Source organism: Enterococcus sp. DIV0175 (assembly GCF_050529075.1).
In the GTDB taxonomy this organism is placed as follows: Bacteria; Bacillota; Bacilli; order Lactobacillales; family Enterococcaceae; genus Enterococcus_B; species Enterococcus_B thailandicus.
This window is the reverse complement of the sequence record NZ_CP172880.1, coordinates 68,141-94,938: the sequence shown is the minus strand read 5'-3', so window position 1 is coordinate 94,938 and position 26,798 is coordinate 68,141. Positions and strand designations below refer to the sequence as shown.

The following is a 26,798-nucleotide window of genomic DNA, read 5'->3' as shown; positions in this document are numbered from 1 at the left end:
CTCCTTGTACTTGTTTCGCATTTTCACACGATAAAATGGCGGAAACTGCAGTTCCCACCTCAAAATTCTCAAAATGGATCATCTAGAGGAATCTCTAGAAGTCGGACTGACATATTCTATCATAATTTATTGAACTTTACAAGAGTAACTGCATAAAGCAAGTTGGCTACGGGCAATCATGCTATTTTTCAATGATTTTTTGTACATCAGTAAATACAGCATCGATTTCACGATCACCATCAATAGTATGAAGCAAACCATGTTCTTTGTAAAAAGCAAGGATTGGTTCACTATTTTTGATGTTGATAGCCAGACGATTTTTAACCGTCTCAGGTTTATCATCTTCTCTTTGATAGAATTCATGCCCCCCACAACGATCACATGTATCTTCAACTTTTGTAGGATTGAAAATTTTGTGATAAGTTGCTCCACAATTGCTGCAGATGAAACGGCCAGCTAATCGCTCAACCAAAACTTCTTCACCAACATGGATATCAATGACAGCATCAATTTTTTTATTTAAATCTTTTAGCATTGCATCCAGAGCTTCAGCCTGCTCAATTGTACGAGGAAAGCCATCTAATAAGAAGCCTTTCTCTGTATCAGATTCTGCTAGGCGCTCTTTCACGATTCCATTTGTTACTTCATCAGGAACTAGTGCACCTTTATCCATATAAGACTTTGCTTCCAAGCCTAGAGCTGTTTCATTTTGGATAGCCGCACGAAACATGTCTCCAGTTGAGATATGAGGAATACCATAAGCATCAATAATCTTCTCAGCTTGTGTTCCTTTACCCGCACCTGGTAGCCCCATTAAAATGAGGTTCATTGCTTTCCCTCCTAATAAATGTGAGAACGTGTGTTGAGGAGAAACCTCAACACGCTTTCTTACTTATTCGATAAAGCCAACATACTTGCGTTTCAGCATTAAGCCTTCTAACTGTTTCGCAGTTTCTAAAGCTACACCAATGACAATCAGTAAGCTTGTACCACCTAACCCAATAGATTGTGGTAAATCCCAAATCATCTGAGCGATAATTGGTAATAAAGCCACAAGTCCAAGGAAGATTGCACCAACTGTGCTTAATCGCATTAATAAGCTTGAGACATACTCCTCAGTCCCCTTACCAGGGCGCACGCTAGGTATATAACTTCCTTGTTTTTGTAAGTTTTCCGCTAATTTCTCAGGGTTAACTTGAACAAAAGCGTAGAAAAATGTAAATGCAATAATCAAAACAGTATAAATTGTTGCACCAGGCACCGTATTATAGTTGAAAATTTGCATCATGATTTTATACCAATTTTCAGACCCAAATCTACCACTTAAAGCTTGTAAAACAGCATTAGGGGTTGCAATAAACGAACTAGCAAAAATAACTGGAATAACACCAGCTGCATTTACTTTTAATGGCAAATAACTACTTGTTGGCGCACCTGCCACACGTTTCGTATATTGAATTGGAATCTTGCGTTCAGCTTGTTGGAAAAATGTTACAAATGTCACGATCAATAAAACCGCGACAAGTAAAACGGCAATAAAAATTGCAGATTTCCAAATATCAGAAGAATCAATATTTACAAAATAATCTTCATAAATTTCTTTGATACTATCAGGCAATCGAGAAATGATCCCTGCGAAAATAATCATTGATACGCCGTTCCCAATTCCTTTTTCTGTAATTTGCTCCCCTAACCATGTAACAAACATTGTACCGGCAGTTAAAATTAAACCAATCGTTACATATGTAGACACGTTTGGATTGCTTACAAAACCTAATTGAGCATATTGATTAAATCCAGCGGTAATCCCTACTGATTGAACAAAAGCCAAAACTAATGTTAAATAGCGAGTTGCTTGATTTAATTTCTTACGACCGACTTCTCCTTGTTTCGACCACTCAACAAAACGAGGAACAATGTCCATTTGTAATAATTGAATGACGATTGAAGCAGTAATGTATGGTGAAACCCCCATTGAGAAAATAGAAAAGTTTTGCATTGCACTACCACTTACCAAGTTCAACATGTTGAAAAATGGTAAAGAAGAAAGATTTTGTAATGTACTAGCATTCACGCCTGGTACCGTAATGTGGGCACCCAGACGGAAAACAAATAGTACAAATACAGTAAAGAAAATTTTAGATCGAATGTCTCTTACTTTAAAAGCATCTTTTAATAGTTTAAACATTAGATCACCTCGATTGAACCACCAGCCGCTTCAATAGCGTCTTGAGCTGCTTTCGAGAATTTAGCTGCTTTAACAGTTAATTTTTTAGTTAATTCACCGTTAGCTAATACTTTAATTCCAGCTTTTTCGTTTTTAACGATTCCAGCTTCAACTAAAGCAACAGGTGTTACTTCTGCACCATCTTCAAAACGGTTCAAAACATCTAAGTTGATGACAGCATATTCTTTACGATTTACGTTAGTAAAACCGCGTTTTGGTAAACGACGGAATAATGGAGTTTGTCCACCTTCGAATCCTAAACGTACACCACCGCCTGAACGAGCTTTTTGACCTTTTTGTCCGCGTCCAGAAGTTTTTCCGTTACCAGATGAAGTACCACGACCAACACGATTGCGTACTTGGCGTGAACCCTCTGCAGGTTTTAATTCATGAAGTTTCATAGGTTTGGCACCTCCTTAAATAATCTAGTTCTTAATTATTAGACTTCTTCAACGTCCACTAGGTGAGAAACAGTATTGATCATACCTTTAATAGCTTCATTAGAAGGCTTAACCACTGAACTGTTAATCTTTGTAAGACCCAACGCTTTGACAGTGTCACGTTGGTTTTGAGGACGTCCGATAATACTGCGTTTTAAAGTAACTTTTAATTCAGCCATTATTTTTGTCCTCCTTATCCGATAATTTCTTCAACTGATTTGCCACGAAGTTCTGCAACTTCTTCAGCACGTTTCAATTGTTTCAGACCTTCAACAGTTGCGCGAACAACGTTGATTGGTGTATTTGAGCCTAATGATTTAGAAGTGATATCAGCTACCCCTGCTAACTCTAATACGGCACGAACTGGTCCACCAGCAGCAACCCCAGAACCTTCTACAGCAGGTTTCATTAGGATTCTACCACCACTAAAAGTACCGATAACTTCGTGTGGGATTGTTGAACCGACCATTGGTACTTCAACTAAGTTTTTCTTCGCATCTTCAATTGCTTTACGGATTGCTTCTGGTACTTCTTGAGCTTTACCAGTACCGAAACCTACGTGTCCGTTTTTGTCACCGACAACAACTAAAGCAGCAAAACGTAGACGACGTCCACCTTTAACAACTTTTGTTACACGGTTGATTGCAACAACGCGGTCTTCTAATTCCAAATGTTTTGGATCAATGTAAACCATGAATGGTATTCCTCCTTTTTCTAAAATTCTAGTCCATTTTCGCGAGCAGCTTCAGCTAAAGCTTGCACACGGCCATGGTAAAGGTATCCACCACGGTCAAAGACTACTACTTTAATGCCTTTTTCAGCTGCGCGTTCAGCAACTAATTTACCCACAGCAGTAGCTGTTTCTGTTTTTGTTCCACCTGAAATTTCTTTATCCAAGGTAGAGGCACTTGCTAGCGTCACACCCGCTACGTCATCAATTAATTGCGCGTAGATGTTTTTGTTAGAACGGAAAACGTTCAAGCGTGGGCGCTCAGCAGTACCAGAGATATTATTACGTACACGACGATGTCTCTTTTGACGTGTTTTATTCTTATCTGGTTTTGTAATCACAATTGTCACCTCTTTAATAATGCTAGCCATTAGGCCGCGAATCGTAATTTAAATAAATTACGATTATTTACCAGTTTTACCTTCTTTACGGCGTACATATTCACCAACATAGCGAATACCTTTACCTTTATAAGGTTCTGGAGGACGAGTACCACGAATGTTCGCAGCTAATTCGCCAACTGCTTCTTTGTTCGCACCTTTAACAATCACTTGTGTATTGGCAGGAACTTCAACTGTAACACCAGCTGGTGGTGTAATTTCTACTGGATGAGAGTAACCAACGTTCAATACAAGTTTTGAACCTTGTAATTGTGCACGGTACCCAACCCCGATAAGTTCTAATGCTTTTTGGAAACCTTCACTAACGCCGACAACCATGTTGTTGAAGTTAGCACGAGTTGTTCCGTGGATTGTTTTCATTTCTTTACTGTCGTTTGGACGAGTGAAAGTAACTTCGTTTCCTTCAATATTCATAGTAATATCTGAAGAAAAAGTACGTGTTAATTCACCTTTAGGTCCTTTAACTGTAATATCATTTCCATCTTGAGTAACAGTTACTCCTGCAGGAATGACTACGATTTTATTTCCGATACGGCTCACTTAAAGACACCTCCTTGTAGATTCTACTTAATTACCATACGTAAGCGATAACTTCGCCGCCGACATTTTTTTCACGAGCTTCTTTGTCAGTGATAACACCGTCAGAAGTCGAAATAATTGCGATACCTAAACCATTCAATACTTTTGGTACTTCGTCAGCTTTGACATAAGCACGCAATCCTGGTTTAGAAATACGTTTTAAGTTTGTGATAACACGTTCACCGTTTTTACCAAATTTTAGGAAAACACGGATTACGCCTTGTTTGTCATCTTCGATATATTCAACATCACGGACGAAACCTTCACGTTTCAAGATTTCAGCGATGTCACGTTTGATTTTTGATGCAGGTACTTCTAAAGACTCATGTTTAACCATGTTTGCATTACGGATACGAGTTAGAAAATCTGCAATTGGATCTGTCATGACCATTGAACTAATTACCTCCTTCTTATGCGAATTTACTTTTTACCAGCTAGCTTTCTTCACGCCGGGAATTTGACCTTTATAGGCAAGTTCGCGGAAGCAAATACGGCAAAGATGGAACTTACGATAAACTGAATGTGGACGTCCGCAACGTTCGCAACGAGTATAAGCTTGTGTTGAATGTTTTGCAGGACGTTTGTTTTTAGCAATCATTGATTTTTTAGCCACGTAGTTCGCCTCCTTTAATTATTTTTGGAATGGCATACCTAATTGTGTTAACAACTCACGAGATTCTTCATCTGAGTTAGCTGTTGTTACAATAACGATGTCCATACCGCGTACTTTATCTACTAAATCATAATCTACTTCTGGGAAGATCAATTGTTCTTTAATACCTAAAGTATAGTTTCCACGACCGTCAAAGGCTTTTTTACTTACACCATGGAAGTCACGTACACGTGGTAGTGAAACTGAAACCAATTTGTCTAAGAATTCATACATTCTTTCTCCGCGCAAAGTAACTTTTGCACCAATTGGCATTCCTTCACGTAAACGGAATCCAGCGATTGATTTTTTAGCTTTAGTAATCATTGGTTTTTGTCCAGTGATTAAAGTTAATTCTTCAACTGCTTTGTCTAAGTTTTTAGCGTTTGATACCGCATCACCAACACCCATGTTGATGACGATTTTTTCAACTTTAGGTGTTTGCATAACAGAGCTATAGTCGAATTTTTCCATCAATGATGGAGTAATTTCTTTAAGATATTTTTCTTTTAGGCGGTTCATTCAGTAAGACCCTCCTTCCTTAAAATTATTATTTATCTAGAACTTCACCGGTTTTTTTAGAAACACGGACTTTTTTGCCATCTACTTCTTTGTAGCCAACTCGGCCAGCTACACCAGTAGAGTCGATCACCATCACGTTAGAAACATGAACTGGAGCTTCCATCTCAACAATACCACCTTGAGGAGCAGCCTGAGAAGGTTTTTGGTGTTTTTTGACAATATTCACACCTTCGACAATGACTTTATCTTTTTTAGGAAACGCTGCTAATACAACGCCTTCTTTATTTTTGTCTTTTCCAGTGATAACTTTAACTTTATCGCCTTTTTTAACAAACATAACTGTTTCGCACCTCCTTTGATAAGTGTCTCAAGATTATAAAACTTCTGGTGCTAGTGAAACGATCTTCATGAAGTTGTTTTCACGTAATTCACGTGCAACTGGCCCAAAGATACGTGTTCCACGAGGGCTTTTATCATCACGAATAATCACTGCAGCATTTTCATCAAACTTAATGTATGAACCGTCTGTACGACGAGCTCCTGATTTTGTTCGAACGATAACGGCTTTAACGACGTCACCTTTTTTGACAACCCCACCTGGCGTTGCTTGTTTAACCGTAGCAACGATAACATCACCGATATTAGCAGTTTTACGACCAGATCCACCAAGGACTTTGATCGTCAAAATTTCACGTGCGCCTGAATTGTCAGCGACTTTTAAACGACTTTCTGCTTGGATCACGTTGTGTATCCTCCTTTCAGATTTTGCATTCAATCTATATAGGAAAATCTCGTGTTATTAGATAATAACTGCTTCTTCGACTACTTCTAGTAAACGGAAACGTTTTGTAGCTGATAATGGACGAGTTTCCATAATTCTCACGATATCTCCAACTTTGGCAGTGTTGTTTTCATCATGCACTTTGTATTTCTTAGAATAGTTCATGCGTTTGCCATAGATAGGGTGATTTTTCTTAGTTTCGACAGCAACGGTAATTGTTTTATCCATTTTGTCTGAAACTACACGACCTTGATAAACCTTGCGTTGATTTCTTTCTTCAGTCATACGCTTAATGGCCTCCTTCCGTAATTACTTAGCTTGTTCACGCAATACAGTTTTGATGCGTGCAATCGATTTACGTACTTCTTTAATACGTGCAGTGTTTTCTAATTGACCTGTTGCTAATTGGAATCTAAGATTAAACAATTCTTCTTTCAATTGTTTTTCTTGATCAAGCATTTCGGCAGTGGTTAATTCTCTGATTTCTTTAACCTTCATTCGATTCACCACCCATTTCCTCACGTTTTACGATCTTAGTTTTCATTGGTAATTTGTGAGAAGCTAGACGTAACGCTTCACGAGCTACTTCTTCAGGAACGCCTGCAATTTCAAACATGATTTTACCACGTTTTACTGGTGCAACCCATCCTTCAGGTGCCCCTTTACCAGAACCCATACGTACCCCAATTGCTTTGGCAGTATAAGATTTGTGAGGGAAAATTTTAATCCATACTTTCCCACCACGTTTCATGTAACGAGTCATTGCGATACGAGAAGCTTCGATTTGTCGGTTTGTAATCCAATGTGAATCAACAGCTTGTAAGCCATATTCACCAAATGCGATTTCTTTACCACCTTTAGCTTCACCACGCATTTTTCCGCGGAATTCACGACGGTGTTTTACACGTTTAGGTACTAACATGATTATTTCCCTCCTTTCTCAGTGTTTTTTTTAGTTGGAAGAATTTCTCCACGATAGATCCACACTTTAACTCCTAGTTTTCCGTATGTTGTATCTGCTTCTTCCCATGCATAATCGATATCCGCACGCAATGTATGAAGAGGAACAGTTCCTTCTGAGTATCCTTCTGAACGTGCAATATCAGCACCGTTTAAGCGTCCAGATACTTGAGTCTTGATTCCTTTAGCGCCTGCGCGCATTGAACGTTGGATAGCTTGTTTTTGTGCACGACGGAAAGCTACACGGTTTTCTAATTGACGTGCAATTCCTTCGCCCACTAATTTAGCATCTAAATCTGGTTTTTTGATTTCCACGATGTTGATGTGAATTCTTTTACCAGTTAATTTGTTTAATTCTTTTCTTAGGCTTTCAACTTCAGAACCGCCTTTACCAATAACCATACCTGGTTTAGCTGTGTGGATTGAAATATTTACGCGATTTGCAGCACGTTCGATTTCAACAGTTGACACAGCGGCATCAGCAAGTTTAGTTGAAATAAATTTACGGATTCTTAGATCTTCGTGTAAGAATTCAGCATACTCTTTTTCAGCATACCATTTAGCATCCCAGTCGCGGATGATGCCTACACGCATTCCAATTGGATGTACTTTTTGACCCACTGATTATCCCTCCTTATTTTTCTGATACGACTACTGTAATATGACTTGTACGTTTGTTGATTGGAGAAGCTGACCCTTTTGCACGTGGACGGAAACGTTTCATTGTTGGTCCTTCGTTAATAAAAGCTTCAGATACTACTAAATTTTCAACGTCTAAGTCAAAATTATTTTCTGCATTTGCAACTGCTGACATCAAGACTTTCTCGATGATTCCAGCAGATTTGTTCGGTGTGAATTTCAAAATTGAAATTGCATCCGCAACACTTTTACCTCTGATAAGGTCAATTACTAAACGGGCTTTTCGAGGTGAAGTGCGAACTGTTTTTGCAGTTGCTTTAGCTGATGTGATTTGTTCTGCCATTTGGATTTATCCTCCCCTCAAATTAGCGTTTAGTTTTCTTATCGTCTGCAGCGTGGCCACGATAAGTTCTTGTTGGTGCAAATTCACCTAATTTGTGTCCTACCATGTCTTCTTGGATGTAAACTGGTACATGTTTACGTCCATCATAAACTGCGATGGTATATCCAACAAAACTTGGGAATACTGTTGATCGACGTGACCAAGTTTTGATAACTTTTTTCTTTTCAACCCCCGCTTGAGCTTCAACTTTTTTCATTAAATGCTCATCGACGAAAGGTCCCTTCTTTAAACTACGACCCATGGTGAACCTCCTCTCAAAATGTGCGACACATGGTCAAAGAAATTATTTAGTCTTGCGACGACGTACGATAAGTTTATCTGATTGGGCTTTCTTGTTACGAGTTTTGTAGCCAAGAGCTGGTTGACCCCAAGGAGAAACTGGTGCTTTACGTCCGATCGGAGCTTTACCTTCACCACCACCGTGTGGGTGATCGTTAGGGTTCATTACGCTACCACGTACTGTTGGGCGTTTACGCATCCAACGAGAGCGTCCAGCTTTACCGATGTTAATAAGTTCATGTTGTTCATTACCTACAGAACCGATTGTTGCACGGCATGCAGCTAAAATCATACGAACTTCACCAGAGTTTAAGCGGATCAATACGTATTTGCCTTCTTTACCAAGTACTTGAGCACTTGTACCAGCAGAGCGAATCAATTGTCCACCTTTACCAGGTTTCATTTCGATGTTATGGATAACAGTACCAACTGGAATGTTTGCTAAAGGAAGAGCATTCCCAACTTTGATATCTGCATCTGGACCTGAAACAAGTTTCATTCCAACTTGTAGTCCTTTTGGTGCTAAGATGTAAGCTTTCACTCCATCTTCGTAGTGTACTAACGCGATATTTGCTGAACGGTTTGGATCATATTCGATCGTTTGAACAGTAGCAACAACGTTATCTTTGTTACGTTTGAAGTCGATTACGCGGTATTGACGTTTGTGTCCGCCGCCTTGATGACGTACAGTGATGCGACCGTTGTTATTACGACCAGCATGGTTTTTCAATGGTTGTAACAATGTTTTTTCAGGTGTTGATGTTGTGATTTCAGCAAAATCAGAACCTGTCATGTTACGACGACCATTTGAGGTAGGTTTGTACTTTTTAATCGCCACGTTTTTCCCTCCTATTTATAATAAGTTTTCAAGATAGTGCTTATTCAGCAGCTTCGAATAATTGAATTTCTTTTGAATCTTCTGTTAATGTAACAATCGCTTTGCGACGTTTTTTAGTGTATCCCGCATGTTTGCCCATACGCTTGAATTTCGCACGAACGTTCACGATGTTCACGTTTTTGACTTTAACGTCAAAAGCAGCTTCAACCGCTTGTTTTACTAAAGTTTTGTTTACGCGAGTGTCAACTTCGAAAGTATACTTTTTATCATCCATAGCAAGCATAGATTTTTCAGTGATCACTGGGCGTTTAATTACGTCTAGTAAGTTCATTATGCAAGCACCTCCTCAATTTGAGTAAGAGCAGTTTGTGTTGCTAATACTTTCACGTTAGAAACAACGTCTAGAACACTAACATTATCAGAAGTTACTATAGAAACGTTTGATAAGTTACGTGCAGATAAAGCAGCGAACTCATTGCCAGTTTCTAAAACTACTAATACTTTAGCGTCTACAGATAAGTTAGCAAGAACTTCTTTAAATTCTTTTGTTTTTGGTGCGTCAAAGCTTAATGCGTCAACAACAACCAAGTTATTTGAAGCAACTTTTTCTGATAAAACAGATTTCATTGCTAAACGACGAACTTTTTTAGGAAGTTTGTAGCTGTAAGAACGTGGTGTTGGTCCGAAAACTACGCCACCTCCACGCCATTGTGGTGAGCGGATAGATCCTTGACGAGCACGACCTGTTCCTTTTTGACGCCATGGTTTACGTCCACCGCCGCGAACAGCACTACGATTTTTAACCGCATGTGTTCCTTGTCTTAATGAAGCACGTTGCATAACGATTGCATCGTAAACAACACTTTCATTAGGTTCGATTCCGAAAATTTCTTCGTTAAGTGTGATTTCACCGTTTTGGCTACCATCTTGTTTGAATAATGCTACATTCGGCATTCCTTAGTTCCTCCTTTCTTCCTACTATTATTTAGCTTTCACAGCTGATTTGATAGTGATTAGTGATTTTTTAGCTCCAGGAACGTTTCCTTTAATTAAGATTACGTTTCTTTCTGCATCAACGCGTACAACTTCCAAGTTTTGGATTGTCACGCGATTGCCACCCATACGGCCAGCAAGACGTTTATTTTTGAATACACGGTTAGGTGCAACTGGACCCATTGACCCAGGACGACGATGGTAACGAGAACCGTGAGCCATTGGTCCGCGGCTTTGGCCGTGACGTTTGATAACCCCTTGGAATCCTTTACCTTTCGTAGTACCTGTTACATCAATAATGTCTCCTGCTTGGAAAACATCTACTGTAACTTCTTTTCCTACTTCATATTCTCCTAGCTCAACATTTTTGAATTCACGAATGAAGCGCTTAGGAGCCGTGTTTGCTTTTGCAACATGACCTTTCGCAGGTTTGTTTGATAAAACTTCACGCATATCTTGGTAACCAACTTGAATAGCTTCGTAGCCATCAGTTTCCATTGTTTTCACTTGTAGCACTACGTTTGGAGTAGCTTCTACAACAGTTACTGGAATTAATTCACCAGATTCAGTGAAGATTTGTGTCATTCCCACTTTTTTCCCTAAGATTCCTTTGGTCATGAGTACACCTCCATTAATTTAGTTTTTTTATAGTTTGATTTCGATGTTTACACCAGATGGTAAGTCTAGCTTCATCAAAGCATCAACAGTTTTTGGTGTTGGGTTCACAATGTCAATTAGACGTTTGTGAGTACGCATTTCGAATTGTTCGCGAGAATCTTTGTATTTATGAGTCGCACGAATAACAGTGTAAAGACTACGTTCTGTTGGTAATGGAATTGGACCAGATACACTAGCTCCAGTTCTTTTTGCAGTTTCTACAATTTTATCCGCTGATTGATCTAAAATACGGTGTTCATACGCTTTTAAACGGATACGAATTTTTTGTTTTGCCATCTTGTTCCCTCCTTCGCCTATTTTGAAAAGTAGACATAGCTCCACGAAAATTTCCGTCACGCTCGTTCGTGGCAAAGCGTCCGGGCGTGTCGCAACCTCTCGTTTCTTAGCCGACAAGAATCAAATTGATTCCGTCTGTGCAATTCACCAAGGTAAACGCACCTTTGTAATTATAGTATATTCAAACACACAACGCAAGGCTTTTTCTTTGGAAATTCAATTTATTTTCATATTTTTTCATAAAGAAAAGAAAAAGCTCGAAACAATCACTAAATAATGATTGTTTCGAGCTTTTAGGTCCGAATATAATGTTGCATTAATTAGGCTTAAAAAAATTAAGCTTTGATTTCAGTAACGACACCGGCACCAACTGTACGTCCGCCTTCACGGATTGAGAATTTAGTACCGTTTTCGATAGCGATTGGGTGAATTAATTCAACTTCCATAGTTACGTTGTCGCCAGGCATAACCATTTCAGTTCCTTCTGGTAATTCAACAACACCAGTTACGTCTGTTGTACGGAAGTAGAATTGTGGACGGTAGTTAGTGAAGAATGGAGTATGACGTCCACCTTCTTCTTTAGTCAACACATATACTTCTGCAGAGAATTTTGTATGAGGTGTAATTGTACCTGGTTTAGCCAAAACTTGACCACGTTGGATATCGTCACGTGAAACACCACGTAATAATGCACCAATGTTATCGCCTGCTTCAGCGTAATCCAATAATTTACGGAACATTTCAACACCAGTTACAGTTGTTTTTGAAGTTTCTTCAGCAATACCAACAACTTCAACTTCGTCTCCAACGCGAACTTGTCCACGTTCAACACGACCAGTTGCAACAGTACCACGACCAGTAATTGAGAATACATCTTCAACTGGCATCATGAATGGTTTGTCGTTTTCACGTTCTGGAGTTGGGATATATTCGTCAACTGCAGCCATTAATTCAAGGATTTTTTCTTCGTATGAAGCGTCGCCTTCTAGAGCTTTTAAAGCTGAACCAGCAACAACAGGAACATCATCACCAGGGAATTCGTATTCTGTTAATAAGTCACGAACTTCCATTTCAACTAATTCTAATAATTCTTCGTCGTCAACCATGTCAACTTTGTTCAAGAATACAACGATGTAAGGAACACCAACTTGACGTGACAATAGGATGTGTTCACGAGTTTGAGGCATAGGGCCATCAGCAGCAGAAACTACTAAGATAGCTCCATCCATTTGAGCAGCACCAGTGATCATGTTTTTAACGTAGTCCGCGTGCCCTGGGCAGTCAACGTGAGCGTAGTGACGTGCGTCAGTTTCATACTCAACGTGAGCTGTTGAAATAGTGATTCCGCGTTCGCGTTCTTCTGGAGCACCATCGATTTGATCGTAAGCCATAGCTTGGCCGCCGTTTTTCTTAGATAGTACAGTTGTGATTGCAGCTGTTAATGTAGTTTTACCATGGTCAACGTGGCCAATAGTACCAATGTTAACGTGTGGTTTAGAACGGTCAAATTTTTCTTTTGCCATTTTAAAATGTCCTCCCAAAATACAATATAATTTTTTATTTATCTGATAGGAACATGATGTACTAAACGTACATCACATGCCCATATCATCGATAGCTATTTTACACGAAACTATATTAAAAATATAGTCTCTTTAGATAATCTCTTTACGTGATTATCAAGTTTTTAAGAAATTATTCAGCTTTTCCGCCGTTTTTCTTAATGATTTCTTCTTGAACTGATTTCGGTACATCTTCGTAGTGATCAAATGTCATAGTAAATGTACCACGACCTTGAGTAGCTGAACGAAGAGTTGTAGCATAACCAAACATTTCAGCAAGAGGGACCATAGCACGAACAACTTGTTGTCCGCCAGCGCGAGCTTCCATACCTTCAACGCGACCACGACGTGCAGTAACGTGTCCCATAACATCACCTAAGTAATCTTCTGGAATAACTACTTCAACACCCATGATTGGTTCAAGGATAACTGGATTAGCTTTCTTAGCTGCCGCACGCAATGCCATAGAAGCAGCAACACGGAAGGCAGTTTCATTTGAATCGACATCATGGTATGAACCATCGTAAAGTTTTGCTTTGATATCAACTAATGGATATCCAGCTAAGACACCATTTTCCATAGCATCTTTCAAACCTGTTTCAACAGCTGGGATATATTCACGAGGAACAACCCCACCAACGATTGCATTTTCAAATTCAAAGCCGCCGCCTTCTTCGTTTGGAGTAAATTCAACCCATACGTGACCGTATTGACCTTTACCACCAGACTGACGTACAAACTTACCTTCGGCTTGAGTGCCAGAACGGAAAGTTTCACGGTAAGATACTTGAGGAGCACCTACGTTAGCTTCAACTTTAAATTCGCGACGCATACGGTCTACGATAATGTCTAAGTGAAGTTCACCCATACCAGCGATAATAGTTTCGCCTGTTTCCACGTTTGTTTCAGCGCGGAAAGTAGGATCTTCTTCAGATAGTTTTTGAAGAGCAACACCCATTTTATCTTGGTCAGCTTTTGATTTAGGTTCAATAGCGACTTGGATAACTGGTTCTGGGAATTCCATTGATTCAAGAATTACTAAATTCTTTTCATCACAAAGAGTGTCCCCAGTTGTTGTATCTTTCAAACCAACAGCAGCAGCGATATCTCCAGCGTAAACTTCAGAGATTTCTGAACGTGAGTTAGCATGCATCTGTAAGATACGACCAACACGTTCGCGTTTGCCTTTTGTTGCGTTTTGTACGTATGAACCTGATTTCAAGACACCAGAGTACACACGGAAGAAAGTTAGACGACCTACGAATGGGTCAGTCATAACTTTAAATGCTAATGCTGAGAAAGGAGCTTCATCGTCTGCAGGACGTAAAACTTCTTCGTCAGTTTTAGGATCAATCCCTTTAATAGCAGGAATATCTAATGGTGATGGTAAGTAGTCAAGAACAGCGTCCAATAATAATTGAACCCCTTTGTTCTTAAATGCTGAACCACATAATACTGGGTAGAAGTCTACGCCAAGTGTTGCGCGACGAATACCTTCTTTTAACTCAGCTTCAGTGATTTCTTCACCTTCTAAGTATTTTAAAGTAAGTTCTTCATCAGTTTCAGCAACTGCTTCAACCAATTTTTCACGCCATTCTTCAGCTAATTCACGATATTCTTCTGGAATTTCTCGTTCTTCAATTTCAGTACCTAAATCATTTGTATAGATTTCAGCCTTCATTGTTACAAGGTCAATAATTCCTGTGAAGTCATCTTCAGCACCAATTGGTAATTGAATTGGGTGAGCATTTGCTTGCAAGCGGTCATGTAAAGTTGATACTGAGTATAAGAAGTCAGCACCAATTTTATCCATTTTGTTTGCAAATACAATACGAGGTACACCATAAGTTGTAGCCTGACGCCAAACTGTTTCAGTTTGAGGTTCTACACCTGATTGTGCATCAAGGACTGTAACAGCACCATCAAGTACACGCAATGAACGTTCAACTTCAACAGTGAAGTCTACGTGTCCTGGTGTGTCGATGATGTTGATTCGGTGACCCTTCCATTGTGCAGTTGTTGCAGCAGAAGTGATCGTAATTCCACGTTCTTGTTCTTGTTCCATCCAGTCCATTTGTGAAGCTCCTTCATGAGTTTCACCAATTTTATGGATTTTACCAGTATAGTACAAGATACGTTCAGTAGCAGTTGTTTTACCAGCATCAATATGGGCCATGATACCGATATTACGAGTATTATCTAAAGAAAATTCTCTGGTCATTCTCCTTGTTTCTCCTCTCTTTACTATCTAGTTGCTAAAAATAAGGATATCTTCTGAGGTCGGCACAAAGCCGACCAAACAGAGAGAATCTTACCAGCGGTAGTGAGCAAACGCACGGTTAGCATCTGCCATTTTATGAGTGTCTTCACGTTTTTTAACAGAAGCACCTGTGTTGTTTGCAGCGTCCATGATTTCTTTAGCTAGACGTTCTTCCATTGTGTGTTCACCGCGCAAACGAGCGTAGTTTACTACCCAACGAAGACCTAGAGTTGTACGACGTTCAGGGCGAACTTCAACTGGTACTTGATAGTTTGAACCCCCAACACGACGTGCTTTAACTTCAAGAACAGGCATTACATTTTTCATTGCTTGTTCAAACACTTCTAATGGATCGTTACCTGTAGATTCTTTGATTAAATCAAAGGCATTATAGATAATGTTAGCTGCAATCCCGCGTTTTCCATCAACCATTACACGGTTGATTAAGCGAGTTACTAATTTTGAGTTATAAATAGGATCTGGTAAAACATCACGTTTTGCAACAGGACCTTTACGTGGCATCCGTAACTCCTCCTTCCGAAATATAGTTCTTAGTATTTACTCCTTTTATATAGAAGTAAAGTTTAATTGTTTGTTTGGCTAATTAATTAAAATTAAGCTTTAGGTTTCTTAGTACCGTATTTAGAACGGCTTTGTTTACGATCGTTAACACCAGCAGTATCTAGTGCACCACGAACGATGTGGTAACGTACCCCTGGTAAGTCTTTTACACGTCCACCGCGTAATAATACAACGCTATGTTCTTGTAAATTATGACCAATCCCTGGGATATAAGCAGTAACTTCAATCAAGTTTGACAAACGAACACGAGCATATTTACGCAAAGCTGAGTTCGGTTTTTTAGGTGTCATAGTTCCCACACGAGTTGCTACCCCACGTTTTTGAGGAGAGTTCACGTTAGTTTGAGTTTTCTTAAAGCTGTTATATCCTTTGTTCAAAGCAGGTGAATTTGATTTTTCCACCTTTGATTTACGAGGTTTACGTACTAATTGGTTAATTGTAGGCATTCCTTGTTTCCTCCTTCCCTCATTCGCATCTAGTTCCACACATCCAGGTGGTTCTTTTTTTGCGATAAAAAATAAATGCAATGTCTGCATCTTTATCAAATATGCTTTGATAAACAGTCAGCACGTCTCTTTACAGAGACCTGTAGATAAAGCACCTTCGTTAGAATAGCACGAATGAAAACCCATGTCAACTTGTTCCATATTTTTTTTGAAAATCATTCAAATTGGTACCAAAGAAAGGTATCTTTTTACTAAAATAAACGCTAAAATAAGCAGGAAAGCTCAAACTCAAAAAAGGGGAAAAGCAAACATGAATCTAAAACAACAAGCTGGTATCGAAGCCGCAAAATTTGTCAAAGATGGTATGATCGTTGGTCTTGGAACAGGATCTACTGCTTACTATATGGTAGAAGAACTTGGTCGTCGTATGCGAGAAGAAGGCTTAAATATCATAGGTGTAACAACATCAAACGCTACGAAAGAACAAGCTGAGAAACTTGGCATTCCATTAAAGAGTATTGATGATGTTGTTGAGGTTGACTTAACAATTGATGGCGCAGATGAAATTAGTACTGATTTCCAAGGGATTAAAGGTGGAGGTGCAGCCTTACTATTCGAAAAAATCGTTGCTACTTATTCAAAAGAAACGATTTGGATCGTTGATGAATCAAAATTAGTCGAAAACCTTGGTGATTTCCCTCTTCCTGTTGAAGTTATCCCTTATGGTTCGCAACAACTATTACGTCTATTTGAAGCAAAAGATTTTCATCCAGTTTTACGAAAAACAGCTGATGGTGAAACACTTAAAACTGATAGTGGTCATTTCATTATTGATTTACACCTTCAAACTATTGAACAACCAGAAATACTTGCTGACTACTTAGATAATCTCGTTGGTGTTGTTGAGCATGGCTTATTCTTGAATCTTGTTTCAAAAGTAGTTGTCGGATCCGAAAATGGTGTGAAAATTTTGGATACACCACATGCCCCTAAAGCATAGTATTTTCAGATAAAGCTTCTAGATAAAATCCACTAAAATACTATCTTTTTAGTGGGCTTTATGCTAAATTTTTACTATTGTATTCTGTTTAAAATTCACCGCTAGAAAGGAATCATCATGAAAATTATTGGTTATGCACGCACAACCATAAACGATGTTGATTTAACAACTCAGGTTGAACAACTATCTACCTTTGGTTGTCAGGAAATTTTCCATGAAACGTACGAAGCAAAAGATGCTGAGACAATGATCAAATTACAATCTGTCATTGAACAAATGCAACAAGGAGATACTCTTGTCATTTGCCAACTTCATCGTCTTGGCAAATCAACAAGACAATTAACGGAATTTACAAAACTTTTTAACGATCGTGGGCTCCATTTAGTAAGTATCGCTGAAGAAATCGATACTCGTAAACCAATGGGCAAAGTTTACTTTCAATTAATGGAAGGTCTAGCTACGATGGAATGCTCATTGATTAAAGAACGCACTTTAATTGGCTTGAATGAAGCACGTAAAAAAGGGAAAATTGGCGGCCGTCCTAAAATTGATGCCAAAACCATCAAAAAAATTCGTCGCCTTTATTATGAGAAGAAAGAAACAATTCAATTTATTTCATCAAAATGTGGTGTTTCAGTTGGAACTTGCTATAAATATATAAATCTTCCAGAAAAAGATATTGAGCAATTATATAATTAATTAAAAATAAGTAATCTTTCCGAAGATTACTTATTTTTTTGTGTATCTGAATTCAATCTTCTATCATTTTCAATGGAAATCTTTTCAAAAAAATTGTACAATAAACAAGAACTGAAATTTTCAGAAATAAATACATTTTAAAAAGGAGCACACAACATGCCAAAATTAGTTTTTTCTCGTCACGGTCTTAGTGAATGGAACGCTTTAAACCAATTTACTGGTTGGGCTGATGTAAACTTAGCACCAGAAGGTATCGAAGAAGCAAAAGAAGGCGGACGCAAAATCAAAGAAGCTGGAATCGAATTTGATATTGCTTACACTTCTGTTTTAACTCGTGCCATCAAAACTTGTAACCTTATCTTAGAATACTCAGATCAACTTTGGGTACCTCAAGTAAAATCATGGCGCTTAAACGAACGTCATTATGGTAAATTACAAGGCTTGAACAAAAAAGAAACTGCTGAAAAATATGGTGATGAACAAGTTCATATTTGGCGCCGTTCTTACGACACTCTTCCTCCATTATTGGACGAAACTGACGAAGGTTCAGCTGCAAACGAACGTCGTTACGCTATGTTAGACAAACGCGATATTCCTGGTGGCGAAAACTTAAAAGTTACTTTGGAACGTGCTTTACCATTCTGGCAAGATCATATTGCTCCAGCATTACTAGACGACAAAACTGTTTTAGTAGCTGCACATGGTAACTCATTACGCGCTTTAGCAAAACATATCGAAGGAATCTCTGACGAAGACATTATGGATCTTGAAATTCCAACAGGTCAACCACTTGTTTATGAATTGAATGATGATCTAACTGTTGCTAAAAAATACTACTTATAATTTTCATTGATTATAAGCAAAAAAAGGAGTGGCGATAAAATCGCCACTCCTTTTTTACTTATAAATAATTAGATTCTGTCAAACACTCGCGCAAAATTTTTTCGACTGCTTGTTCATCCAATGGAACATACGCATCTGTAGCAATTTGACTGTGCTTAACAGCTTGTTCTGCCATCAAAGAAAATTTGGTTTCATCAATCCCTACCTCAGGCAAAGTCATAGGTATGCCGCATGCTTTAAAGTAATCATATGTTTTTTGAATTCCTTCTTTTGCAGCAAGATGATTTACTGACTCTTGAATTCCCCACACGTTACGAGCAAATTGTGCAAATTTTTCTTCAGTTTCTTCATTCAATGCATAATTCATCCAGCGTGGCGTCAAAATAGCCAAGCCAACGCCATGCGTAATATCATAAAATGCACTTAATTCATGTTCAATTGGATGGCAGGACCACGCACCCGTCTTTCCACTACCAGTTAATCCATTTAGAGCTAAGGTACTAGCCCACATTAAGTTTGCTCGTGCATCATAATCATCTGGATACTTCAATGCAATTGGGCAATTTTTAATGACTGTTCTAAAAATTCCTTCTGCAACGAAATCTTGAATATCTGTTCCAGCGGTCCGCTTAAAATAATTTTCAGTTAGATGACTGAAAATATCTGCTGAGCCTGCCGCCGTTTGATTCTTTGGTACAGTGAATGTCGTTGTTGGATCAAGAAATGAAACTTTGGGTAACATTTCCCAACCACCTAGACCTAGTTTTTGATTTGTTTTGGGATTTGAAATGACCGCTCCTCGATTCATTTCGCTTCCGGTTGCCGCAAGTGTTAAAACTGTTACTAATGGTAATACTTTCCCGACGTTTGCTTTTTTGATGACTAAATCCCATGGATCTCCCTCATAGAAAACGCCAGCACCAATCACTTTAGCGCAATCAATTGTTGAACCTCCGCCGACTGGAAGAATTACATCAATTTGATTTTCATGACAAAGAGCAATCCCTTTTCTAACTGTTTCAATACGAGGATTTGGTTCTACCCCACTTAGTTCTGTCACATTGAAATCATGTTCTTGCAGACGACTCATAATCTTTTGATAAACACCATTTTTTTTAATACTTCCTCCACCATAAACAAGTAAAATATTTTTTCCAAACTGATTTAAGACCTCTGGTAATTCGTCCCAACGATCTTTACCAAAACGAATATCTGTTGCTACATCAAAGCGAAAGTTTTCCATTTTTCTTTTCCTCCTTACCTATTAAAAAAGCCTGGAACCAACATTAATAATAGTCGTTCCAAGCTTTTTCTACAATTATTTTGCGATTGCTGTCTCTAAACCAACTTCAATCATTTCATTAAACGTTGTTTGACGTTCTTGTGCCGTTGTTTCTTCTCCAGTAATCAAATGATCACTAACTGTCATAATTCCTAACGTTTGCACTTTATATTTTGCACCCAAATAGTAAAGTGCTGCAGCTTCCATCTCAACACCCAAAACGCCAAGTTCAGCTAGCTTTAGTGTTTCAGTTAAATCATCTTTATAAAAGGTATCTTCTGACAAAACATTTCCTACATGAGTCGTGTACCCTTTTCCTTTAGCAAATTCGTAAGCTTTTAATAGTAAATCGAAATCACCAATTGGTGGAAAATGGAATTGATGAAAATTCTTTTCAATCATAGATGAACTTGTTGCTGCACCTTGAGCAATCACTAAATCTCTCACATGAACATCTTTTGATAACGCACCACAAGTCCCAACGCGAATCAATTTTTTCACGCCATAAGAATTAATTAGTTCATGCGCATAAATAGTCGCTGAAGGCATCCCCATCCCTGTACCTTGTACAGAAACACGCTCACCTTTATATTCTCCTGTATAACCTAACATTCCACGAACTTGATTATAACAAACCGGATTTTCTAAAAAAGTTTCTGCAATATATTTTGCACGTAGTGGGTCTCCTGGAAGTAAAATCTTATCAGCAATTTCGCCTTGTTTTGCTTCGATATGAACACTCATTTAGTTTATCTCTCCTTCATTTTCAACTACTACTCTTTTTATAATACTGCCAGGGTTTCTTTCACTAAAGCTTTAAATGATTGTTTAACACGTTCCGTTGTTTCCACTACTTCTTCGTGGTTTAAATTTGCTTGCATTCCTGCCGCTAAGTTTGTGATACAAGAAATACCCAACACCTTTAATCCACCATGTGCCGCAACGATTACTTCCGGTACAGTCGACATTCCAACTGCATCAGCACCCATGACACGTGACATTTTAATTTCTGCTGGCGTTTCATAAGTTGGACCTGAATAACCCATGTAGACACCTTCTTTTAAGTCTAACCCTAACTTGTTAGCAACTTCTTTTGCAGATTCTCGATACGCAGGTGTGTAAGCTTGACTCATATCCGGGAAACGTGGGCCGATTTCATCTTCATTTGGTCCAATCAACGGATTAGTTCCTGTAAAATTAATATGATCACTGATCAGCATCAAATCACCTGGTACAAAAGATTCATTTACGCCACCGCAAGCATTTGTTACGATCACTGAATGTGCACCAAGAGCGCCCATTACTCGGACTGGATAAGTAACTGTCTGCATGGAATGCCCTTCATAAAAATGAAAACGTCCTTGCATCGCTAAAACTTTTTTGCCTGATAATGTACCGTAAACTAGTTGTCCCGCATGTCCAACAACTGTTGAAACTGGGAAGAAAGGAATTTTGTCATATGGAATCTTAATTGCATCTTCAATTTCATCTGCCAACTCACCAAGACCTGAGCCAAGAATCATACCAAATTCAATTTCTTTTACTCCTTGATCAAGGATGAATTGAGTTGTTTCTTGTAACATTTCGCTTAATTTTTTCATTCTTTTTCTCCTAAGTTATGGTTTTTAGTAACTATTATTTCAGCAATTTCAAGAAGCTTTCACCATTTTCAGTTGCTGGTACTTCAAAGTTTTCAGCAATCGTTGCTGAGATATCTGCATAGTACCCTTGTGGTAAGCTTCCTTGTTCATTCATTTTTTTACTATAAGCCAATAATGGTACATATTCACGCGTATGATCTGTTCCTGGGAATGTTGGATCATTTCCGTGGTCTGCTGTGATCAACAATAAATCATCATCATTCATTGCATCAAGTAACTCCGGAATGCGTAAATCAAATTCTTCAATTGCATGTGCGTAACCAACAACATCACGACGATGACCAAATAAAGCATCAAAGTCTACTAAATTAGTAAAGCTTAGTCCGTTGAAATCCTGCTTCATCACATTTAATAGTTGATCTACACCATCCATATTACTTTTAGTACGGACAGATTGAGTGATTCCTTGGCCGTTGAAGATGTCATTAATTTTGCCAACAGCAATCACATCTTTACCAGCTTCTTTTAATGAGTCTAAAACTGTATGTCCAAATGGATCAAGAGCATAGTCATGACGGTTACTTGTTCGAGTGAAGTTTCCTGGTTCTCCAATATAAGGACGTGCGATAATTCTTCCAATCATGTATGGATCATCTTTCGTAATATCACGAACAAATTGGCAAATACGATACAACTCTTCCAAAGGAATAATTTCTTCATGTGCAGCAATTTGCAAAACAGGATCTGCAGACGTATAAACAATCAAGTCACCTGTCTTCATTTGATGTTCACCATAATCATCAATTACAGCTGTTCCGCTATAAGGTTTGTTACAAACAATTTTTCGTCCAGAGAATTCTTCAATTTGTTGTAATAATTCATCAGGAAATCCATTGGGAAATACCCGGAATGGTGTCTTGATATTCAAGCCCATAATTTCCCAGTGACCTGTCATCGTATCTTTACCAACAGAAACTTCTTCTAATTTTGTTGCATAGCCTTGATGATCTGTTACAGTCTTTACTCCTTCTAATGGGCGAATTGCACCTAAGCCTAAGTTTTCTAAGTGAGGAATTGTTAAACCTGCTTCTTTTGCAATATGACCTAGCGTATCTGATCCAGCATCATTAAATTTGTCTGCATCAGGTGCTTCACCAATTCCGACTGAATCCATTACAATTAAGTGTACGCGTTTAAACATTTCGATTCCTTCTTTCTTTTCATCTTTTCTACTTTAAACTAAACAAAAAAGGCGAGACGAAGAAACACTTCCCATAGTCCCACCCTTTTTATTAACTAAAAATTATTTGGATTTGATATAGTTCTTCCCATTTGCTTTCGGACCAGATGCTTGTCCTAAGAAAACAACTAAGACGATAATTGTTAACAAGTAAGGTGCAATTTGTAATAACACTGGTGGAATGGAAGAAATCACTGGAAGCTGTGCTCCTATAATACTCAAACTTTGTGCAAAACCAAAGAATAATGATGCACCCATTACACCCAAAGGATTCCACTTACCAAAAATCATTGCTGCCATCGAAATGAAACCTTGGCCAACAATCGTTCCCGCAGAGAAATTACCTGAGATTGATTGAGCAAATACTGCACCACCCATACCGCCTAATAAACCTGAAAGCAAAACGCCTGAATAACGCATCGCATAAACATTGATGCCTAAAGTATCTGCAGCTTGTGGATTTTCTCCGACAGAACGCAGACGTAAACCAAATCTTGTTTTAAAAATGACAAACCAAGCAATTACAGCAATTAAAATAGCACAATAGGCTGGTAAGAATGTATTTTTAAAGAAAATTGGACCAATCACAGGAATTTTTGATAACCCAGGAAATGAGAAATAACCTAAGTTTCGTGTGATATTATCTGTTTGTCCTTTTCCATACCACGCTTTAACTAAGAACACACCTAACGCAGGTGCCATCAAGTTGATTACCGTACCACTAATAATGTGGTCTGCACGAAGACTAACTGTTGCCACTGCATGAAGTAATGAAAATAAAACACCAACTATCCCACCAACTAGAATGGCAATCCAAGGTGTCATCGCGCCTAAAGATGGACTCATCGTTAAATTGAATACGATTGAGCTGAAAGCGCCCATTACCATAATTCCTTCTAAACCAACGTTAACGATTCCGCTTCGTTCAGAAAATGTTCCACCTAACGATGTCAAAATCAAAGGTGTGGAATAAACTAATGTTGACGTAAGGATTAAAGCAATCAATTCTACAGCTGTCATTATAAATTCCCTCCTTCTTGATCTTGATGCGTTGATTTAGATTCAATTGTTTCAACTACAGCTACTTGTTTTTTACCTTGGAAAAATTTTGCCATAATAAAACGGATTAAGAAGTTAATACCAATAAAGAAGATAATCAATGCAATTGATACATTCACGATTTCAAATGGCACACCGGCACCTGTTTGCATTCCCAAACCACCGATTTTTAAAATACTGAATAAAATTGCTGATAGCAACACACCAATTGCTGAACCAGAGCCCAGTAAAGATACTGCCATTCCGTCAAAGCCAATTGCTAAAGAAGTTGTTTGAACAAAAAAGTTTTGGTACGTTCCCAAACCTTCAACAACGCCCCCTAATCCTGCAAGTGTACCAGAAATAACCATTGATAAAACAATTGTTCGTTTGCTACTCATTCCTGCATATTCTGACGCAAAAGGATTTAGACCAACTGAACGAATTTCATATCCCAAAGTTGTCTTTTTCATAAGTAACCACACAAGGAACAAAGCAATTAGAGCTAAGAACAAACCAGCGTTTACCCGAGAACCGCCAAACATTTGGGTTAACCAAGGAACTCTTAATGAAGCATTTTGACTAATTAAATTGGATGAGTCTAAACTTGAACGATAACTTTCTGGCATCACATCATGTAAAGCATAAGTGCTTAAATACAATAAAATATAATTCATCATAATTGTGACGATTACTTCACTGGTTCCAAAGAACGCGCGTAATAATCCGGGAATTGCCGCAGCCATCGCCCCTGCCAAAGCACCTAAAATGACACAAGCTGGAAGCAAAATCACCTTCGGCAGATCTGGAAAGGCCAACGCAAACCACACACTAACAATCCAGCCACATAGCGCTTGTCCAGAAAGCCCGATATTAAAGAAACCCGCTGAATTCGCCACTGAAAATCCTAACGCTGTAAAAATGAGCGGTGTTGCTTGTCGTAAAGTTTCACCAATACTTCGTTGTGAACCTAGCGCAGCTTCCAACATAGAAGAGTATCCTTGAATTGGGTTATATCCAAAAGCTGCCATTAATAATGCACCTAAAATTAATCCTAAAATTACTGAAAAAATAGGTACAAGTAAATTACGGAGTTTTTCGCTACGATCATTCATGTGCGCCACCCGCCTTTTCTAACTCTTTTCTTGCTTCTTCTAAAGAATAGCCCGCCATTAATAGACCTAATTCATTTTCAGATGTTTCTTTTGGATCAACAACCCCAACGATTTTACCTTGGTGAAGCACAGCAATTCGATCAGACACATTTAAAATTTCTTCTAATTCGAAACTAACTAACAATACTGCTTTGAACTTATCTCGTTGTTCGATCAAACGTTTATGGATAAATTCAATGGCTCCTACATCTAGTCCACGTGTTGGATTCGCAACAATCAATAAATCTGGGTCGCGATCAATTTCGCGTGCAATAATTGCTTTTTGTTGATTCCCACCAGATAGCGCCTTAGCTGGAACTAATTCATTCGTCGTACGAACATCATACTCATCAATCAATTCTCTCGCATGTTCATTGATAACTGAATAATTTAATAGTCCAACTTTGCTATAAGGAGATTGGTAATATGTTTGAAGAGCAATATTTTCAGATAACGTCATGTCTAGAACTAAACCATATTTATGGCGATCTTCTGGGACATGGCCGACGCCAGACTCCGTAATTTTTCTTGGACGTTTATTACTAATTTCTTCACCTTTTAAGCGAATACTTCCACTTTCAACTTTTCGCAAGCCAGTTAATGCTTGAATCAACTCAGATTGACCATTGCCATCAATTCCTGCAATCCCTAAAACTTCTCCTGCACGAACTTCTAGATTTAAGCTTTTTACTGCTTCTAATCCACGATTTTCATTTACAACTAAATCTTCAATCGCTAGGACAACTTCTTGAGGGCGAGCTTCTTTTTTATCCGTTTTAAATGAAACCGTTCGACCAACCATCATATCAGCAAGTTGCTGTGAACTAACATCTTTTACATTGACAGTTCCAATTCCTTGACCTCGTCTGATAACTGTACAGCGATCAGCTACGGCTTTAATCTCATCTAATTTATGGGTAATCAAAATAATAGATTTACCTTCTTTAACTAATTCTTTCATAATCAAAATTAGTTCATCAATTTCTTGTGGTGTCAAAACAGCTGTTGGTTCATCAAAAATCAAGACATCTGCACCACGATAAAGTGTTTTTAAAATCTCGACACGTTGTTCCATTCCAACAGAAATATCACGAACGTAAGCATCTGGATTAACTGACAGTCCATATTGTTCTGATACTTTTTGAATTTCTTCACGTGCTTTTTTGCGATCAACAATTCCCATCCGACTTGGCTCGCTACCTAAAATTATGTTTTCAGTAACAGTGAACGCATCAACTAACATAAAATGTTGGTGAACCATTCCAATCCCTAATTGGTTGGCTTTAGTTGGGCTTGTGATTTGAACCTTTTTCCCATGCATCAAAATTTCTCCTGATGTTGGTTCTAAAAGGCCAGATAAAACGTTCATTAATGTTGACTTGCCAGCACCGTTTTCTCCAAGTAACGCATGGATCTCCCCAGCTTTTACTTGCAAATTGATGTTGTCATTTGCTTTGAATGTTCCAAACTGCTTGGTAATATTCCGCATTTCGATGACAATATTTTCTTGAACCACATTTTTCACATCCTAACGATTTCTATCTAGGGCAACGATGAGTAAAGATTTCTGACTATCGGAAATCCGTCCTCGCAAATTGAAGTAAATTCACTTCAGGGGGTGTTCCCTTATTCAAACAGTCAAATTTTGACCACTTGAATAAACAAACAACTACTAAAATTGAACCATAGCCCTGTC

The 26,798-nt window shown here is 38.4% G+C and carries 37 protein-coding genes; 3 read left to right on the top strand and 34 right to left on the bottom strand.

What is annotated here, in order from left to right; genetic code table 11:
* Positions 1-181 precede the first annotated feature (181 nt).
* The 27 genes from IGJ76_RS00515 to rpsL form a co-directional block, all read right to left on the bottom strand.
* The gene (locus tag IGJ76_RS00515; RefSeq protein ID WP_067483522.1) at positions 182-829 is read right to left on the bottom strand and encodes an adenylate kinase; all 648 of its coding nucleotides are present in this window, start codon (positions 827-829) and stop codon (positions 182-184) included.
* Between the two features lie 63 nt (positions 830-892).
* Positions 893-2,188 carry a preprotein translocase subunit SecY gene (gene secY / locus IGJ76_RS00510; RefSeq protein ID WP_067483524.1) on the bottom strand — a complete coding sequence of 432 codons (1,296 nt, stop codon included), beginning with the start codon at positions 2,186-2,188 and terminating at the stop codon, positions 893-895.
* Complete coding sequence (gene rplO, locus IGJ76_RS00505; protein WP_067483526.1) at positions 2,188-2,628, bottom strand: 50S ribosomal protein L15; 441 nt, start codon at positions 2,626-2,628, stop codon at positions 2,188-2,190. Before rplO ends, secY begins: the two co-directional genes overlap by 1 nt.
* A 38-nt stretch (positions 2,629-2,666) precedes the next feature.
* Positions 2,667-2,846 (bottom strand): 50S ribosomal protein L30, encoded by a 180-nt coding sequence (gene rpmD, locus IGJ76_RS00500; RefSeq protein WP_002290455.1) that lies wholly within the window; start codon positions 2,844-2,846, stop codon positions 2,667-2,669.
* Between the two features lie 14 nt (positions 2,847-2,860).
* The gene (gene rpsE / locus IGJ76_RS00495; RefSeq protein WP_067483528.1) at positions 2,861-3,361 is read right to left on the bottom strand and encodes a 30S ribosomal protein S5; all 501 of its coding nucleotides are present in this window, start codon (positions 3,359-3,361) and stop codon (positions 2,861-2,863) included.
* Between the two features lie 20 nt (positions 3,362-3,381).
* Positions 3,382-3,738: a 50S ribosomal protein L18 gene (gene rplR, locus IGJ76_RS00490; protein ID WP_075491300.1), complete on the bottom strand. Its 357-nt coding sequence runs from the start codon at positions 3,736-3,738 to the stop codon at positions 3,382-3,384.
* A gap of 63 nt (positions 3,739-3,801) precedes the next feature.
* On the bottom strand, positions 3,802-4,338 hold the full coding sequence (gene rplF / locus IGJ76_RS00485; protein WP_067483530.1) for a 50S ribosomal protein L6: 537 nt from the start codon (positions 4,336-4,338) through the stop codon (positions 3,802-3,804).
* Between the two features lie 31 nt (positions 4,339-4,369).
* Positions 4,370-4,768, bottom strand: coding sequence for a 30S ribosomal protein S8 (gene rpsH, locus IGJ76_RS00480; protein WP_067483532.1), 399 nt, complete (start codon positions 4,766-4,768; stop codon positions 4,370-4,372).
* Positions 4,769-4,804: 36 nt separating this feature from the next.
* Positions 4,805-4,990: a type Z 30S ribosomal protein S14 gene (locus tag IGJ76_RS00475; RefSeq protein ID WP_002356214.1), complete on the bottom strand. Its 186-nt coding sequence runs from the start codon at positions 4,988-4,990 to the stop codon at positions 4,805-4,807.
* An 18-nt stretch (positions 4,991-5,008) separates the two neighbouring features.
* On the bottom strand, positions 5,009-5,548 hold the full coding sequence (gene rplE / locus IGJ76_RS00470; protein ID WP_067483534.1) for a 50S ribosomal protein L5: 540 nt from the start codon (positions 5,546-5,548) through the stop codon (positions 5,009-5,011).
* Between the two features lie 28 nt (positions 5,549-5,576).
* Positions 5,577-5,885: a 50S ribosomal protein L24 gene (gene rplX, locus IGJ76_RS00465; protein ID WP_067483536.1), complete on the bottom strand. Its 309-nt coding sequence runs from the start codon at positions 5,883-5,885 to the stop codon at positions 5,577-5,579.
* A gap of 36 nt (positions 5,886-5,921) precedes the next feature.
* Entirely contained in the window at positions 5,922-6,290 is a 369-nt protein-coding gene (gene rplN, locus IGJ76_RS00460; RefSeq protein WP_002288669.1) for a 50S ribosomal protein L14, read from the bottom strand.
* Between the two features lie 57 nt (positions 6,291-6,347).
* Complete coding sequence (gene rpsQ / locus IGJ76_RS00455; RefSeq protein ID WP_067483538.1) at positions 6,348-6,614, bottom strand: 30S ribosomal protein S17; 267 nt, start codon at positions 6,612-6,614, stop codon at positions 6,348-6,350.
* 24 nt (positions 6,615-6,638) lie between these two features.
* Positions 6,639-6,827 carry a 50S ribosomal protein L29 gene (gene rpmC / locus IGJ76_RS00450; RefSeq protein ID WP_002288664.1) on the bottom strand — a complete coding sequence of 63 codons (189 nt, stop codon included), beginning with the start codon at positions 6,825-6,827 and terminating at the stop codon, positions 6,639-6,641.
* Positions 6,817-7,251: a 50S ribosomal protein L16 gene (rplP, locus tag IGJ76_RS00445; protein WP_067483541.1), complete on the bottom strand. Its 435-nt coding sequence runs from the start codon at positions 7,249-7,251 to the stop codon at positions 6,817-6,819. Before rplP ends, rpmC begins: the two co-directional genes overlap by 11 nt.
* A 2-nt stretch (positions 7,252-7,253) precedes the next feature.
* A complete protein-coding gene (gene rpsC / locus IGJ76_RS00440) occupies positions 7,254-7,910 on the bottom strand; it encodes a 30S ribosomal protein S3 (RefSeq protein WP_067483543.1) in 657 nt (218 codons plus the stop codon).
* A gap of 13 nt (positions 7,911-7,923) precedes the next feature.
* On the bottom strand, positions 7,924-8,271 hold the full coding sequence (gene rplV, locus IGJ76_RS00435; RefSeq protein WP_067483544.1) for a 50S ribosomal protein L22: 348 nt from the start codon (positions 8,269-8,271) through the stop codon (positions 7,924-7,926).
* Between the two features lie 22 nt (positions 8,272-8,293).
* Positions 8,294-8,572, bottom strand: coding sequence for a 30S ribosomal protein S19 (rpsS, locus tag IGJ76_RS00430; protein ID WP_002288655.1), 279 nt, complete (start codon positions 8,570-8,572; stop codon positions 8,294-8,296).
* Positions 8,573-8,614: 42 nt separating this feature from the next.
* On the bottom strand, positions 8,615-9,448 hold the full coding sequence (rplB, locus tag IGJ76_RS00425; RefSeq protein ID WP_067483545.1) for a 50S ribosomal protein L2: 834 nt from the start codon (positions 9,446-9,448) through the stop codon (positions 8,615-8,617).
* 40 nt (positions 9,449-9,488) lie between these two features.
* On the bottom strand, positions 9,489-9,779 hold the full coding sequence (gene rplW, locus IGJ76_RS00420) for a 50S ribosomal protein L23 (protein ID WP_067483546.1): 291 nt from the start codon (positions 9,777-9,779) through the stop codon (positions 9,489-9,491).
* Entirely contained in the window at positions 9,779-10,402 is a 624-nt protein-coding gene (gene rplD, locus IGJ76_RS00415) for a 50S ribosomal protein L4 (protein ID WP_430596666.1), read from the bottom strand. Before rplD ends, rplW begins: the two co-directional genes overlap by 1 nt.
* 27 nt (positions 10,403-10,429) lie before the next feature.
* Positions 10,430-11,059 carry a 50S ribosomal protein L3 gene (gene rplC, locus IGJ76_RS00410; protein WP_067483548.1) on the bottom strand — a complete coding sequence of 210 codons (630 nt, stop codon included), beginning with the start codon at positions 11,057-11,059 and terminating at the stop codon, positions 10,430-10,432.
* Positions 11,060-11,086: 27 nt separating this feature from the next.
* Entirely contained in the window at positions 11,087-11,395 is a 309-nt protein-coding gene (gene rpsJ / locus IGJ76_RS00405) for a 30S ribosomal protein S10 (RefSeq protein WP_005880808.1), read from the bottom strand.
* 335 nt (positions 11,396-11,730) lie between these two features.
* Entirely contained in the window at positions 11,731-12,918 is a 1,188-nt protein-coding gene (gene tuf, locus IGJ76_RS00400; protein WP_067483550.1) for an elongation factor Tu, read from the bottom strand.
* A 172-nt stretch (positions 12,919-13,090) separates the two neighbouring features.
* Positions 13,091-15,178, bottom strand: coding sequence for an elongation factor G (gene fusA / locus IGJ76_RS00395; RefSeq protein ID WP_067483552.1), 2,088 nt, complete (start codon positions 15,176-15,178; stop codon positions 13,091-13,093).
* 90 nt (positions 15,179-15,268) lie between these two features.
* Positions 15,269-15,739, bottom strand: a complete 471-nt coding sequence (gene rpsG, locus IGJ76_RS00390; RefSeq protein WP_067483554.1) for a 30S ribosomal protein S7 — start codon at positions 15,737-15,739, stop codon at positions 15,269-15,271.
* 92 nt (positions 15,740-15,831) lie between these two features.
* Positions 15,832-16,245: a 30S ribosomal protein S12 gene (rpsL, locus tag IGJ76_RS00385; protein WP_002294318.1), complete on the bottom strand. Its 414-nt coding sequence runs from the start codon at positions 16,243-16,245 to the stop codon at positions 15,832-15,834.
* A 310-nt stretch (positions 16,246-16,555) separates the two neighbouring features.
* On the opposite strand from rpsL, the gene rpiA reads away from it, so the two are divergent.
* From rpiA to gpmA, 3 genes are all read left to right on the top strand, one after another.
* Positions 16,556-17,245 carry a ribose-5-phosphate isomerase RpiA gene (rpiA, locus tag IGJ76_RS00380; protein ID WP_270346035.1) on the top strand — a complete coding sequence of 230 codons (690 nt, stop codon included), beginning with the start codon at positions 16,556-16,558 and terminating at the stop codon, positions 17,243-17,245.
* A gap of 117 nt (positions 17,246-17,362) precedes the next feature.
* Positions 17,363-17,944, top strand: coding sequence for a recombinase family protein (locus IGJ76_RS00375; RefSeq protein ID WP_067483558.1), 582 nt, complete (start codon positions 17,363-17,365; stop codon positions 17,942-17,944).
* Positions 17,945-18,100: 156 nt separating this feature from the next.
* Positions 18,101-18,787, top strand: a complete 687-nt coding sequence (gene gpmA / locus IGJ76_RS00370) for a 2,3-diphosphoglycerate-dependent phosphoglycerate mutase (protein ID WP_067483560.1) — start codon at positions 18,101-18,103, stop codon at positions 18,785-18,787.
* A 58-nt stretch (positions 18,788-18,845) separates the two neighbouring features.
* Here the strand turns inward: gpmA and IGJ76_RS00365 are convergent, their stop codons facing one another.
* The 7 genes from IGJ76_RS00365 to IGJ76_RS00335 form a co-directional block, all read right to left on the bottom strand.
* Positions 18,846-20,030 (bottom strand): iron-containing alcohol dehydrogenase, encoded by a 1,185-nt coding sequence (locus tag IGJ76_RS00365; protein WP_086270532.1) that lies wholly within the window; start codon positions 20,028-20,030, stop codon positions 18,846-18,848.
* A gap of 75 nt (positions 20,031-20,105) precedes the next feature.
* Positions 20,106-20,813, bottom strand: coding sequence for a purine-nucleoside phosphorylase (gene deoD / locus IGJ76_RS00360; protein WP_067483564.1), 708 nt, complete (start codon positions 20,811-20,813; stop codon positions 20,106-20,108).
* A 38-nt stretch (positions 20,814-20,851) separates the two neighbouring features.
* Positions 20,852-21,670, bottom strand: coding sequence for a purine-nucleoside phosphorylase (locus IGJ76_RS00355; protein ID WP_067483566.1), 819 nt, complete (start codon positions 21,668-21,670; stop codon positions 20,852-20,854).
* 34 nt (positions 21,671-21,704) lie between these two features.
* A complete protein-coding gene (deoB, locus tag IGJ76_RS00350) occupies positions 21,705-22,871 on the bottom strand; it encodes a phosphopentomutase (protein WP_430596665.1) in 1,167 nt (388 codons plus the stop codon).
* A gap of 102 nt (positions 22,872-22,973) precedes the next feature.
* Positions 22,974-23,930, bottom strand: a complete 957-nt coding sequence (locus tag IGJ76_RS00345) for an ABC transporter permease (RefSeq protein WP_067483571.1) — start codon at positions 23,928-23,930, stop codon at positions 22,974-22,976.
* Entirely contained in the window at positions 23,930-25,063 is a 1,134-nt protein-coding gene (locus IGJ76_RS00340; RefSeq protein ID WP_067483573.1) for an ABC transporter permease, read from the bottom strand. Before IGJ76_RS00340 ends, IGJ76_RS00345 begins: the two co-directional genes overlap by 1 nt.
* Positions 25,056-26,618: an ABC transporter ATP-binding protein gene (locus tag IGJ76_RS00335; protein ID WP_270607867.1), complete on the bottom strand. Its 1,563-nt coding sequence runs from the start codon at positions 26,616-26,618 to the stop codon at positions 25,056-25,058. Before IGJ76_RS00335 ends, IGJ76_RS00340 begins: the two co-directional genes overlap by 8 nt.
* Between the last annotated feature and the right edge of the window lie 180 nt (positions 26,619-26,798).

Excerpts from the sequence above, each read along its gene's own strand:
- rplV (WP_067483544.1), bottom strand. The coding sequence starts at position 8,271 with ATGGCAGAACAAATCACATCAGCTAAAGCAACTGCAAAAACAGTTCGC.
- rpsH (WP_067483532.1), bottom strand. The coding sequence starts at position 4,768 with ATGGTCATGACAGATCCAATTGCAGATTTTCTAACTCGTATCCGTAAT.
- rplD (WP_430596666.1), bottom strand. The coding sequence starts at position 10,402 with ATGCCGAATGTAGCATTATTCAAACAAGATGGTAGCCAAAACGGTGAA.
- IGJ76_RS00345 (WP_067483571.1), bottom strand. The coding sequence starts at position 23,930 with ATGACAGCTGTAGAATTGATTGCTTTAATCCTTACGTCAACATTAGTT.
- rpsE (WP_067483528.1), bottom strand. The coding sequence starts at position 3,361 with ATGGTTTACATTGATCCAAAACATTTGGAATTAGAAGACCGCGTTGTT.
- rplO (WP_067483526.1), bottom strand. The coding sequence starts at position 2,628 with ATGAAACTTCATGAATTAAAACCTGCAGAGGGTTCACGCCAAGTACGC.
- secY (WP_067483524.1), bottom strand. The coding sequence starts at position 2,188 with ATGTTTAAACTATTAAAAGATGCTTTTAAAGTAAGAGACATTCGATCT.
- fusA (WP_067483552.1), bottom strand. The coding sequence starts at position 15,178 with ATGACCAGAGAATTTTCTTTAGATAATACTCGTAATATCGGTATCATG.
- rpsG (WP_067483554.1), bottom strand. The coding sequence starts at position 15,739 with ATGCCACGTAAAGGTCCTGTTGCAAAACGTGATGTTTTACCAGATCCT.
- rpmC (WP_002288664.1), bottom strand. The coding sequence starts at position 6,827 with ATGAAGGTTAAAGAAATCAGAGAATTAACCACTGCCGAAATGCTTGAT.
- rplW (WP_067483546.1), bottom strand. The coding sequence starts at position 9,779 with ATGAACTTACTAGACGTAATTAAACGCCCAGTGATCACTGAAAAATCT.
- rpiA (WP_270346035.1), top strand. The coding sequence starts at position 16,556 with ATGAATCTAAAACAACAAGCTGGTATCGAAGCCGCAAAATTTGTCAAA.
- rplE (WP_067483534.1), bottom strand. The coding sequence starts at position 5,548 with ATGAACCGCCTAAAAGAAAAATATCTTAAAGAAATTACTCCATCATTG.
- rpsQ (WP_067483538.1), bottom strand. The coding sequence starts at position 6,614 with ATGACTGAAGAAAGAAATCAACGCAAGGTTTATCAAGGTCGTGTAGTT.
- rplC (WP_067483548.1), bottom strand. The coding sequence starts at position 11,059 with ATGACCAAAGGAATCTTAGGGAAAAAAGTGGGAATGACACAAATCTTC.
- rplP (WP_067483541.1), bottom strand. The coding sequence starts at position 7,251 with ATGTTAGTACCTAAACGTGTAAAACACCGTCGTGAATTCCGCGGAAAA.
- rpsL (WP_002294318.1), bottom strand. The coding sequence starts at position 16,245 with ATGCCTACAATTAACCAATTAGTACGTAAACCTCGTAAATCAAAGGTG.
- IGJ76_RS00365 (WP_086270532.1), bottom strand. The coding sequence starts at position 20,030 with ATGGAAAACTTTCGCTTTGATGTAGCAACAGATATTCGTTTTGGTAAA.
- IGJ76_RS00515 (WP_067483522.1), bottom strand. The coding sequence starts at position 829 with ATGAACCTCATTTTAATGGGGCTACCAGGTGCGGGTAAAGGAACACAA.
- rplX (WP_067483536.1), bottom strand. The coding sequence starts at position 5,885 with ATGTTTGTTAAAAAAGGCGATAAAGTTAAAGTTATCACTGGAAAAGAC.
- rpmD (WP_002290455.1), bottom strand. The coding sequence starts at position 2,846 with ATGGCTGAATTAAAAGTTACTTTAAAACGCAGTATTATCGGACGTCCT.
- rpsJ (WP_005880808.1), bottom strand. The coding sequence starts at position 11,395 with ATGGCAAAACAAAAAATTCGTATCCGTTTAAAAGCGTATGAACACCGT.
- rpsS (WP_002288655.1), bottom strand. The coding sequence starts at position 8,572 with ATGGGTCGTAGTTTAAAGAAGGGACCTTTCGTCGATGAGCATTTAATG.
- IGJ76_RS00355 (WP_067483566.1), bottom strand. The coding sequence starts at position 21,670 with ATGAAAAAATTAAGCGAAATGTTACAAGAAACAACTCAATTCATCCTT.
- deoD (WP_067483564.1), bottom strand. The coding sequence starts at position 20,813 with ATGAGTGTTCATATCGAAGCAAAACAAGGCGAAATTGCTGATAAGATT.
- IGJ76_RS00340 (WP_067483573.1), bottom strand. The coding sequence starts at position 25,063 with ATGAATGATCGTAGCGAAAAACTCCGTAATTTACTTGTACCTATTTTT.
- deoB (WP_430596665.1), bottom strand. The coding sequence starts at position 22,871 with ATGTTTAAACGCGTACACTTAATTGTAATGGATTCAGTCGGAATTGGT.
- IGJ76_RS00375 (WP_067483558.1), top strand. The coding sequence starts at position 17,363 with ATGAAAATTATTGGTTATGCACGCACAACCATAAACGATGTTGATTTA.
- gpmA (WP_067483560.1), top strand. The coding sequence starts at position 18,101 with ATGCCAAAATTAGTTTTTTCTCGTCACGGTCTTAGTGAATGGAACGCT.
- tuf (WP_067483550.1), bottom strand. The coding sequence starts at position 12,918 with ATGGCAAAAGAAAAATTTGACCGTTCTAAACCACACGTTAACATTGGT.